This is a genomic window from Ruegeria sp. AB7 (genome assembly GCF_056542625.1).
Genome location: NZ_JBQGAC010000009.1, coordinates 115,006 through 127,036, shown reverse-complemented (window position 1 = coordinate 127,036; position 12,031 = coordinate 115,006). Strand labels below are relative to the sequence as shown.

At 57.1% G+C, this 12,031-nt stretch carries 8 protein-coding genes; 1 reads left to right on the top strand and 7 read right to left on the bottom strand.

The features are described from left to right. Window positions 1-58 precede the first annotated feature (58 nt). From queG to ACR0EN_RS19305, 6 genes are all read right to left on the bottom strand, one after another. The gene (gene queG, locus ACR0EN_RS19330) at window positions 59-1,096 is read right to left on the bottom strand and encodes a tRNA epoxyqueuosine(34) reductase QueG (RefSeq protein ID WP_170819235.1); all 1,038 of its coding nucleotides are present in this window, start codon (window positions 1,094-1,096) and stop codon (window positions 59-61) included. Window positions 1,097-1,172: 76 nt separating this feature from the next. Further along, window positions 1,173-1,838, bottom strand: a complete 666-nt coding sequence (gene fzlA / locus ACR0EN_RS19325) for an FtsZ-binding protein FzlA (protein ID WP_170399162.1) — start codon at window positions 1,836-1,838, stop codon at window positions 1,173-1,175. A 60-nt stretch (window positions 1,839-1,898) separates the two neighbouring features. Further along, window positions 1,899-2,639 (bottom strand): monofunctional biosynthetic peptidoglycan transglycosylase, encoded by a 741-nt coding sequence (mtgA, locus tag ACR0EN_RS19320; protein WP_170819236.1) that lies wholly within the window; start codon window positions 2,637-2,639, stop codon window positions 1,899-1,901. A 38-nt stretch (window positions 2,640-2,677) separates the two neighbouring features. Further along, entirely contained in the window at window positions 2,678-3,628 is a 951-nt protein-coding gene (locus tag ACR0EN_RS19315) for a Hint domain-containing protein (RefSeq protein WP_170819279.1), read from the bottom strand. Window positions 3,629-3,813: 185 nt separating this feature from the next. Further along, on the bottom strand, window positions 3,814-8,346 hold the full coding sequence (gene gltB, locus ACR0EN_RS19310) for a glutamate synthase large subunit (protein WP_170515240.1): 4,533 nt from the start codon (window positions 8,344-8,346) through the stop codon (window positions 3,814-3,816). 109 nt (window positions 8,347-8,455) lie between these two features. Beyond that, entirely contained in the window at window positions 8,456-9,889 is a 1,434-nt protein-coding gene (locus tag ACR0EN_RS19305; RefSeq protein WP_480588323.1) for an NAD(P)-dependent oxidoreductase, read from the bottom strand. 229 nt (window positions 9,890-10,118) lie between these two features. Here ACR0EN_RS19305 and ACR0EN_RS19300 point away from each other — a divergent pair, with 229 nt between their 5' ends. Continuing rightward, on the top strand, window positions 10,119-10,922 hold the full coding sequence (locus tag ACR0EN_RS19300; protein WP_170627030.1) for an undecaprenyl-diphosphate phosphatase: 804 nt from the start codon (window positions 10,119-10,121) through the stop codon (window positions 10,920-10,922). Here the strand turns inward: ACR0EN_RS19300 and ACR0EN_RS19295 are convergent, their stop codons facing one another. Then, a complete protein-coding gene (locus ACR0EN_RS19295; RefSeq protein ID WP_170515229.1) occupies window positions 10,923-11,906 on the bottom strand; it encodes a complex I NDUFA9 subunit family protein in 984 nt (327 codons plus the stop codon). Window positions 11,907-12,031: the final 125 nt, after the last annotated feature.

Here is a 12,031-nt window from a genome sequence, read left to right as displayed (position 1 = left end):
TCCTCCATCTGTTCGCCAGAACCGGGTGTAGCGTTTTCCTGCGGCGCGTCCAGCCTGTTTACGACAACCGGGATGCCGCCCAGCGCGCGGCATCAGCCACGGTCGGATCCGGATCATCGGTCAGCGCCTGTGTAACCTGCAGTAACGCCGGCACCGCTGAGTTCCCAATCGCATAAAGCACGTTCCGCACGAACCGATTCCGGCCGATTCGCTTTATCGGCGAGCCCGAGAACATCGCGCGGAATGCTGTATCATCCAGCTGCGCCAGTTCCGCCAACGGAGGCGCCTTTAGCTCCTCCCGCGCCGCATAGCGAAGGTCACTGGCCGCGACCGCAAACTTGTTCCACGGGCAGGCCGCAAGACAATCATCGCAGCCATAGATTCGGTTGCCCAACAGCGCGCGCAACTCTTCCTCCACCGGCCCCTTATGCTCGATGGTCAGATATGAAATACAACGCCGCGCATCCAACTGATACGGTGCCGGAAACGCGTCGGTTGGGCAGGCCGTCAAACAGGCGCGGCATGAGCCACAATGATCAACCTCAGCACCATCCACGGGCAAATCCAATGTCGTGAAAACAGATCCTAAAAAGGCCCAATTTCCCCAATCCTGACTGACAAGATTGGTATGCTTGCCCTGCCACCCCAGCCCAGCGGCCTGCCCCAGCGCCTTCTCTGGCACCGGAGCAGTATCGACAAACACCTTCACTTCACCCCCACCCTCGGCAATCAGCCAGCGCGCCAATCGTTTGAGGCGCTTCTTAACCAGATCGTGATAATCCTTGTTCTGCGCATAAACCGAAATGGCGCCCAAGTTGGAATGCGCCAGCACCGCAGTCGGGTCATGCTCGGGCGTATAGCTCTCCGCAAGCATGATCACCGACCGCGCGTCAGGCCACAGCACAGACGGATCACCGCGCCAATGAGCCCGCTCAGCCATCCAGCCCATCTGGCCATGATATCCGGCTTGTAGAAAGGCATCCAACCGTTCGGGAACAAGGGGCACATCCCAAGGACGACAAACCCGACAGGCGACAAACCCCTCAGACAAGGCTTGCTCCACCAACCGCTGTTTCAACTCCGATCCGCTCTTCATCTGGCCAAAAATACCTTCGGGGGTGAATTGGCCCAATGGCCAAGAGGGGGCGGACAGCCCCCTACCCCTCAATCTATCAGAAATCCAGATCCGCGTAATGTGGCGGTGGCCGGAATCCCGGAACCTGATCCGCCAGAATCGAGCGGAACGCCGGGCGGGATTTGATCTTGGCGTACCAGTCCTTCACCGCAGAGCTTCGGTTCCAATCTACGTCCGAAATGTAATCCAGCGCCGACAGATGCGCCGCCGCGGCGAAATCGGCCAATGTCATCTGATCTCCGGCCAGCCAGCGACGGTGATCCAGCAACCAGGCCATATAATCCAGATGATACTTGATCGCGCGCGCGCCTTCCTTGACGTTCTTGCTGTCCGGATAGCCTTGCCCCGTTACTTTCTTGTTCACCCGCTCATACAGTAGCTTTGAGGTCACCTCGTGGTGAAACTTGTCATCAAACCAGCCTACCAAACGCCGCACCTCATAACGTGCTTCGGCTTTTTTAGGCATCAAGGGTGGCTCGGGTCGGGTCTCTTCGATATATTCGCAGATCGCGGCGCTCTCGGCCATGATCTGACCATCCAGTCGTAGCACAGGAACCTTACCCGCCGGGTTGCGGCGCAAAAAATCCGGGTCCTGTTCCCAGTATCGTTCTTCGACCAGCTCAACCTCGATCTTCTTTTCGGCCAGAGACAGGCGAACCTTGCGGCAATAGGGCGAGAGGGGGACGTGAAACAGACGCGCCATGAACTTCCATTCGAACCAGTAGAGTACCCTTCAAGCTTTAGCCGCTGAGGGGTCTGGGTTTCAATCCTCGAAACACGCGGCGCGTCCATCTGCGCGGATGGTGGCCGCTCCATCCAGAATTGACGCGGCACGCCTGCGGGTCCGCACCGATGGATCCGTCACCGACCGGTTGCGCGGGGATGGCAGAATCGCCGCCACACGCGCCGCTTGTGTCGGAGACATTTTTGCCGCACTCACCCCATAATACTTCTGCGCCGCGGCCTCGACGCCAAAGATCCCGTGTCCGGTTTCCGCGACGTTCAGATACACTTCGAGAATGCGCTGCTTGCTCCAGACGATTTCAACAATCGGAGTCATCGAGGTTTCAAGCGCCTTGCGGACCCAGCTGCGCCCCTGCCAGAGAAATACATTCTTGACCACCTGCTGCGTGATGGTCGATGCACCCCGGCTGCCGCCATCTTCCAGCGCATCGCGGATCGCTTCGACATCAAAGCCCCAATGCAGGCAGAAGTTGGCATCCTCGGCTGCTACGACCGACCGCGCCATGATCGGGGCAATCTCTTCGATCGGCACCCACTCGCGATCAACCTTCCCAAGCCGCCGCCACTCGGACCAGATCGTATGCGTGACCGGCGGGTTCACGACTGAATAGATCAGAACCAAAGATACAAAAGCCACGACCATCGCCAGAACAACACGAAGGGTCCAGCGCCGTATCCGAGCGATAAGGCCTGTTGTTTTGTTTGATCTGGACGCCTTCTTTTTCTTACCGCGCGGTTTGCGGACTGCTTTTTTTGCCATGCCTTGCTATACGCCGCGAAGGGCGTATTTGAAACGGATTATTTCGACAACATCTGTCCGTCGCGCGGTCGCACAACCGGGCGTGCAGTTCTGACTGAGGCTGCTCCGCGCGCCGCCAACTCCGGGAACAAGGCCAATACTTCTGCTTGCGTCCGACGCTCGGCCTGGGTCAGTGCATGTCCCGGGTAGTAGCTTTCACTTTTTGCGCCATTGGCGAACACGATCTCATGTCGCCGGAACAGAATGTGGATATAATCCACCTCGCCCCCTTCGACACGCGTGACTGTTGTTCCGTTCACAAGACAATGGGCAGCGATCAGAACTTCTTCATGGCCAAACAGGTAGGGTGCACGCCAATCATCGATCAGCATCCTGTGCTGCGGCGAAACAAGCAGAGGGCGCGTGATCCCGAACATCCCTGTCTCGAACCGAATGGGGGCCAGTTTACCCTCGGCTGCTACCTTGGTCCGACCAATCCAGAGCACAGGTTTAGCGCCGCTATCCGCGGTCGTAACCAGATCTCCAAGTTTCAGGTCCTCGACCGGCCGGGGCCCATCGGGGGTATCAATCAATGTGCCGGGCGTAAAGCAAGGCGGACCGAGATCACCGTTGGCGATATCGACCGAACCAAACGAAGCCCCATCATCGCTAAAATCGGTGACTGAAGAAGAAACAAACGTGCCTTGCTGCAGAACCGAGCCGTCTGTTGGGGTAAAAACCTCGCGCCCGTCAGCAAGGTAGAAGGTAACGCCGGTATATGTAACCTGCGCACCACCCGGCAACTCGATCGTCACCATATCATCGAAGTAAGACGCAGTGATGTCAGATCCGTCAACCGAGTCTCCATTCAGCCGGTTGACCAGATCATCGTCATTCTGATCGATGATATCAAAGAACTCGACGTTCAGCGTGGATCCAACAACGGTTCCGTTCGCACCCGGATTGGCCGGGTCGAGCACAAAAAACTGGTCTGTATACGTCGTGGGCACACCGATATTCCACTTCACTCACATCATTGGGATAGCAGCATGCCTGCATTTCCCGAATAAACTATGACTAAAGCTAGGCGTTATGCACGGCATTACACAAGAATTGGAAACAATATGGCCAGACAAAAGAATACCCGACGTGTTGGGAACGACACGCCGGGCCAAAGATTTAGATATCTCAAGACCTATTCTGCAGGAACCGCCGCCACTTCGGTGGTCAGAGGATGACTGAGCTTGTTCAACATCTCTTTTGGGCAAACCTGCAGGAAGTTGGTCTTTTCCACATCCCAATGCTGTAAGATATCAATGGCTTTGCGGCTATTGGTTTCCGCAACATGGCGCTCGATCATTGCTTTCAGCTGATCTTCCCAATGGTCCACTGTCACCGGACAGGTGACAAGCGTCTCCATGTTCATCAGCGCTTCGGCCTTGCCTTCGGGGTCGTACAGATAAGCCATACCACCCGTCATCCCCGCACCAAAGTTGGCACCAATATCGCCGAGAATAACCGCAACGCCGCCGGTCATGTATTCACATCCGTTCGAGCCGCAGCCTTCGATCACCACTCTGGCACCTGAATTTCGCACCGCGAACCGCTCACCTGCGCGGCCTGCTGCAAATAGGTGGCCATCGGTGGCACCGTATAGGACGGTGTTGCCAATGATGGTGTTATATTCCGCCTTGAGGGGGCTCACCTGCGGGGGCCGCACAACGATCATGCCGCCCGAAAGCCCCTTGCCGACATAGTCGTTGGCATCACCCGAGACCTCCAGCTTGAGACCTGGAGCGGCAAAAGCCCCCAGTGACTGGCCCGCCGAACCCTGCAGCTTCACATGCAAGTGATCGTCCTGGAACGTGTTCCGCATGCCGAAATTCTGGACGATGTGGCTTGAGACACGTGTACCCACGGTCCGATGCGTGTTCTGCACCGCGTAAGATAGTTGCATCTTCTCACCGTCTTTCAGGAAGCGCGCCGCATCGCGCACAATCTCGGCATCCAGCGTATCCGGCACTGCATTACGATCCTTGTCGCGGTTGTAGACGATATCATGTGCGCCATCGACGGTGATTAACAGCGGGTTGAGGTCCAGATCATCCAGATGCGCCGATCCGCGGCTGACCTGTGCTAGCAGATCAGCACGACCGATGATTTCGTCAATCGAGCGTGCGCCGAGGCTAGCCAGCAGTTCTCGCACTTCCTGTGCGTAGAAGGTGATCAGGTTCACCACCTTGTCCGCGTTGCCAGTAAACTTGGCACGCAACGATTCGTCCTGCGTACACACGCCCACCGGACAGGTGTTCGACTGGCACTGACGCACCATAATACAGCCCATTGCGATCAGGGCGGCGGTACCGATGCCGTATTCCTCAGCGCCCATCATCGCGGCCATGACGATGTCACGACCGGTGCGCAGGCCACCATCCGTCCGCAGAGTCACACGGTCGCGCAGGTTGTTCATCGCCAGAACCTGATGGGCTTCGGTCAGGCCCATTTCCCATGGCAGGCCGGCATATTTGATGCTGGTCGCAGGTGAGGCCCCAGTGCCGCCATTGTGACCCGAAATAAGGATAATATCCGCTTTCGCCTTGGCCACACCGGCAGCAATCGTGCCAACGCCCGAGGACGCCACCAGCTTAACCGTCACTTTGCAGCGCGGGTTGATCTGTTTCAGGTCATAGATCAGCTGCGCCAAATCCTCGATCGAGTAGATGTCGTGGTGCGGCGGCGGCGAGATCAGGGTCACGCCCTTGGTAGAATGCCGCAGACGCGCGATCAGGTCTGTGACTTTCATTCCCGGCAGCTGACCGCCCTCACCAGGCTTCGCGCCTTGGGCGACCTTGATCTCAAGCTCTTCGCACTGGTTCAGGTATTCGGCGGTCACGCCGAACCGGCCCGAGGCCACCTGTTTGATCTTGGCCGACGGGTTGTCGCCGTTGGGTTCAGGCACAAAATGCGCCGGGTCTTCACCACCTTCGCCGGAATCCGACTTCGCGCCAATCCGGTTCATCGCCACGTTCAGTGTCTTGTGCGCCTCGGGGCTGAGGGCGCCCAGCGACATGCCTGGAGTGACAAAGCGTTTGCGGATTGAAGTGATCGATTCGACCTCTTCGATCGGCACCGGCTTGCCCAGCGGCTTGAAATCCATCAGATCGCGCAAGTGAATCGGAGGATTGGACTGCATCTTGGCCGAATACTGTTTCCACAGCTCATATGAGGCGCGGTTACAGGCCATTTGCATCATGTGCATTGAGGTTGCTTCCCACGCGTGGGTCTCACCCGATTTACGCGCTTTGTAGAAACCTCCGATGGGCAGAACATCCAGACCGCTGTCCCACGCTTTGGCATGAATTTCTTCGACTTTGGTCTGAATGCCGGTGACACCGATGCCGGAGATACGACTGGTCATACCCGGGAAATACTCGGCCACCATCGCGCGGCTGAGACCCACGGCTTCGAAATTCAGACCACCGCGATAGGACGAGATCACCGAAATACCCATCTTGGCCATGATCTTCAGCAGACCCTGGTCGATGGCTTCGCGATAGCGCGCAACGTTTTCGGTCAGGGTGCCGTCCAGCAGACCACGGTCAATGCGATCAGCCAGTGAGTCTTCGGCCAGATAGGCGTTCACAACAGTCGCGCCACAGCCGATCAGAACCGCAAAGTAATGAGGATCAACACATTCAGCAGACCGCACGTTCAGCGAACAAAAGGTCCGCAAACCCTGACGGGTCAAATGCGAATGCACAGCACTGGTGGCCAGGATCATCGGCATCGCCACACGACCTTGCCCTGAATTCATGTCAGACAGCACCAAGTGACCCGCGCCCGAGCGCACGGCTTCTTCTGCTTCGGCTCTAACACGCGCCAAAGCAGCGCTCAGAGCGCCTCGGCCGGGTTCAAAGCTACAATCGATCTCCGCAAGGGGTGAACCCAGTTGATTGACCAGGGTGTCCCATTGTGCATTGCCGACAAAGGGGCTTTCCAGAACGATGATCTCGGTCTGGCTGCTGTCTTCGTCCAGCACGTTCTTAAGGTTGCCGAACCGCGTCTTCAGCGACATCACACGGTATTCACGCAAACTGTCGATCGGAGGGTTCGTCACCTGGCTGAAGTTCTGCCGGAAAAAGTGGCTGAGCGGGCGGTATTGCTTGGACAGAACAGCCGAGGGCGTATCATCCCCCATCGAAGCCAGCGCCTCTTTGCCGTCCTCTGCCATCGGGGCAAGAATCTGTTCTAGGTCTTCTACAGAATACCCGGCCGCGATCTGACGCTTGCGCAGTTCTTCTCCGGTGAATTTCGGGTGTTCCGTCACGCCCGCAAGTGACTCGTCCAGATCGTTGATCTTGCCGACCCAGTCGCCAAACGGCAGTGCTCGGGCCAGTTTGTCCTTGATCTGCTTGTCGCGGAACAGCTTGCCCTTTTTCATATCGACAGCCAGCATCTGGCCCGGTCCCAGCGCGCCTTTTTCGGTCACGGTGGCCTCATCAATCGGCACCATACCCGCCTCGGACCCCGCGATGACCAGACCATCGCCGGTTACCACATAGCGCATCGGGCGCAGACCATTCCGATCCAAACCGGCACACACCCAGCGGCCATCCGTCATTGCCAGCGCAGCAGGGCCATCCCAAGGTTCCATCACTGAATTGCAGTAGGAATACATGTCGCGCCAGCTTTGCGGCAGCTCGATAGCTTGCTTGGACCAGCTTTCCGGAACCAGCATGGTTTTCGCCATCGGCGCCGAGCGCCCCGCACGCACCAAGACCTCGAATACCGAGTCTAATGCGGCGGAATCCGACGATCCGCCCGCTATGATCGGTTTGATATCCTCGGCATAGACGCCAAAGCTATCCGAGGTCATGCGGATCTCGTGGCTTTTCATCCAGTTGATGTTGCCTTTCAGCGTGTTGATCTCACCGTTGTGGGCCAACATACGGAAGGGCTGGGCCAGCCACCATTGCGGGAACGTGTTGGTTGAATAGCGCTGGTGGTAAATGGCAAAAGCGGACTCGAACCGCTCATCCATCAGGTCGGGGTAGAAAACAGCGACCTGCTCGGCCAGCATCATGCCTTTGTAGATGATCGACCGGCAAGAGAGCGACGCCAGATACAGCCCCGAGATTCCTGCGGCCAGCGCCGCTTTTTCAATACGGCGACGAATGACATAGAGCTCACGCTCGAATGTCTCTTCATCCACGCCTTTGGAGTTCGAGATCAGAATTTGCTCGATCTCGGGCCGGGTCGCGTTGGCCTTTTCGCCCAGACAGGTCACATCAACCGGCACATGTCGCCAGCCATAAATATAATAACCCATGCGTAGAACTTCGGTTTCCACGATAGTCCGGCACTGTTCCTGCGCGCCGAAATCCGTGCGGGGCAGGAAAACCTGACCGACAGCAACCAGTTCATCCAAGTTTGGTTCATGACCCGTGCGCCGAATCTGATCATAGAAGAATGGGACCGGGATCTGAACATGGATACCTGCGCCGTCCCCGGTTTTACCGTCCGCATCCACCGCGCCGCGATGCCAGATTGCCTTTAGCGCATCGATCCCCGCATCCACCACCTTGCGTGACGGCTTACCATCGACGGACACAACAAGGCCCACACCGCACGAGGAATGCTCTTCTTCCTCTGAATAGAGACCGTTTTCTGCCATCCATTTGCGCTTGGCTTCCTCGGCCCGCACCCAATCGGCATCATATTTGGTCATTGGCTGTCTCCTTCTTCCCAAGGGGGCACACAGGCTTTTGTTCATCTGTCGGCGTTCGCTTTCGAACGCATACCCGCTGGGATTTTTCGAATTGCTTTTGCGTTTTGTTTCACTCGGCTGCGATGGCGGATTTGGCGTTAAAACGCTCAATTATGGCATCTGCGCAATCGCGCCCGTCACGGATCGCCCAGACCACCAGCGAAGCACCGCGCACGATGTCGCCGATGGCATAAACGCCCTCCATCTCGGTTGCACCGGTCTGGAACGCAGCTTTGATTGTACCCCAGCGGGTCACGGGTAGATCGGGTTGACCAAACAGCGTGGGCAGGTCTTCGGGTTCGAATCCAAGCGCCTTGATCACCAGATCGGCCTCTTCGAAATAGTCTGCGCCCTCAATCACTTCGGGAGCCTGACGGCCCGAGGCATCGGGCTGGCCCAGACGCATCTTCTGCACCATGACACCGTTTACTTGCTCATTGCCGGTAAAGCCTTTGGGTGCGCTAAGCCATTCGAAGATCACGCCTTCTTCCTCGGCATTCTGGGTCTCGCGCTGCGAGCCCGGCATATTGGCGCGGTCGCGGCGATAGAGGCATTTGACCGACGTCGCACCCTGACGAATCGACGTGCGCACGCAATCCATCGCGGTATCACCCCCGCCGATGACGACCACTTTCTTACCTTCCGCGTTCAAGCGGCCATTGTCGAAGTCATCAACCGCATCGCCAAAACTTTTGCGATTCGAGGCTGTCAGAAAATCGATCGCCTTTTCAATCCCACCCAGACCGCTGCCGGGCATGGACAGATCACGGGATTTGTAGACGCCCGTTGCAATAATTACCGCATCATGTTTCGCGTGGATTTCCGCGAATTTCGCGGCGTCCACATCGCAGTTCAGCTCAAATGCAACACCACCATCTGCTAGCAGGTCATTTCGGCGTTGGACGATATCCTTTTCCAGCTTGAATCCGGGAATGCCGTACATCAGCAGCCCCCCCGCACGGTCATATCGATCATAGACCGTGACCTGAATACCCGCCCGGCGCAGCATATCCGCCGCAGCCAATCCACCGGGTCCACCGCCAATGATACCCACGCTTTCGTCGCGCTCGGCACGGGGCTGAACGGGTTTGACCCAGCCTTTATCCCAGGCTGTATCGGTAATGTATTTCTCGATCGAGCCGATGGTGACCGTACCGTGGCCTGATTGCTCGATCACGCAATTGCCTTCGCACAGACGGTCCTGTGGGCAAATGCGACCGCAGATTTCAGGGAAAGTGTTGGTAGCCTGGCTTGTTTGAAACGCCTCTTCCAACCGCCCGGTTGCCGTCAGGTTCAGCCAATCAGGGATATTGTTGTGCAGCGGACAATGGGACTGGCAATAGGGCACTCCGCACTGGCTGCATCGGCTGGCCTGTTCGGCCGCCTTCTCCGCGGCGTACTCGGCATAGATTTCATCGAAGTCCTCTTTGCGGTCACTGGCGGCACGCTTTTCAGGCATGACACGATCGATCTGCACAAATTTCAGCATCGGTTGCTTGGCCACGGGTCAGACTCCATGAATTGGCTTGGTCAGGGTTCTTTAAGTGATGTCATTCTGGATGAAAAGTCAACAGTACTGACCTATATTGAGAAAACTGCATCGCTCGATGTTTTTTTCAGAGAAATTTGTCGTGTTTTTAGTTCCGATTCGGACCTATCTGAGCACTTCACTTTCCCGTTGCCCGCTTATACCCATTGTTCTCAACAAAACGAGCACGGTACCGGCAGAGCAGATGAGCCTTTTTCACTTGATTCTTGTGGCGATCATTCAGGGCGTCACCGAATTCTTGCCTGTATCTTCATCCGGGCACCTGATCCTGTTGCCCCGCCTGACTGGCGCGGTTGATCAAGGCCTGGCAATCGATGTCGCCGTCCATGTAGGAACACTTGGCGCGGTTATTCTTTATTTCTGGTCAGATGTGAAACAAGCCCTAGCCGGGATACCCCAAATTATCCGAGGACGAATTGAGACGCCTCAGGCGCGGTTGGCACTGGGCTTGGTCATCGCCACGATTCCGACAGTCATTGCGGGCGGGATCGTGTACCTGACGGGGCTTGAGCAGACTCTACGTTCAGTCGCCGTCATCGGATGGGCGATGCTTGGCTTCGGGTTAGTGCTGTATTGGATGGATCAAAAGGGGGTACAAACCAAACGTAGTTCGGACTGGGGCTTAAAGGACGCAATGATCATGGGGTTGTGGCAGATGTTGGCCTTGATCCCGGGGACTTCACGCTCGGGGATTACGATCACAGGCGCTCGCCAGCTTGGCTATACACGCGAAGATGGTGCGCGGATTGCCATGCTGATGTCGATACCAACGATTGTCGCTTCGGGCGTCCTGCTTTCGGTCGACGTCGTCCGTGAGGCGGACACACAGCTGGCCAAGGACGGCGCGATTGCCGCAGCCTTCGCCTTTGTTTCGGCTCTGATCGCGCTTAACCTGATGATGCGGCTTCTGCGCAGCGTCAGTTTCACACCCTATGTGATCTACCGGATCATCCTCGGAGCAATCCTGCTGGTGATTGCCTATAGCTGATCAGATGCGCAGGTTCTTGGCCGAGTTCTGAATATCGTCATACTGACCCGCGGGGCGGAATTTCCACAGATATTCTGGCAGCACCGACTCCAACGTTGCGGGCTCGATCCCGAGGTCCGAAAAACCTTTAGCGTCATCCGCCACCACATTATCGCGCCGCAGATTCTTAAGTTGGTCACGAGTCAGGATATTGTTCGGAAACAACTGAAAACTGACGAACTTCGCGATATCCAACACACCCGCCATGATTTTCGCCGCCCAGAAAGGCATCCCGATGATGATCCGGCGGCGATGAATTACGTCGAGCATCTGCTGCATCAAGGCGCGGAAACTCTTTACCTCTGGCCCGCCCAGTTCATAAACACCGGCAGACGCTTTGCCCAGAACGCCTTGAACTGCCGCTTGCGCAACATCATCGACATAGACAGGTTGAAATTTCGTTTCCGCCCCAACAAGCGGCAGGAACGGGCTCATCCGTGTCATTCCTGCGAAGCGGTTGAAAAACTGGTCTTCGGTGCCGAAAATGACTGATGGGCGCAGAATGACGGCACCCGGCATGTGTTGCAAAACGCCCGCCTCGCCCTGCGCTTTGGTGCGCGCATATTCGCTGTCGGATTCGGGATCCGCACCAATGGCCGAGATATGGACCATGCGGTCAATACCCTGAGCGGCCGCCAGCCGGGCGATCCGTTCGGCACCTTCGGCCTGCACTGCGTCGAACGCATTCTTGCCCAGCTCATTCAATACGCCGACGCAATTCACCACGGCGTCCACACCATGCATCGCTGCAGCGACCGAGGCGTCATCACGGATATTGCACAAGATAGGCTCGACCTGACCAACCGCGCCATAGGGTCTGACGAACATCGCTTCATTGGGCCGCCGCACAGCGACGCGGACACGCCAGCCTTCGGCAGCCATACGCCGCGCGATATATCGGCCGACAAAGCCCGATCCACCGTAAATCGTGACGAGTTTCGACATGATGGCGCTCCTGCTGTCTTGGTCTGAATTGATCTAGCGCCCACGAGCCCGTCGAACAAGGCGCAATAACGCCGCGCTTCTCTGAAAATCCGTCGCGTTAACCAGAAGTTGGGGCACGCATCAAA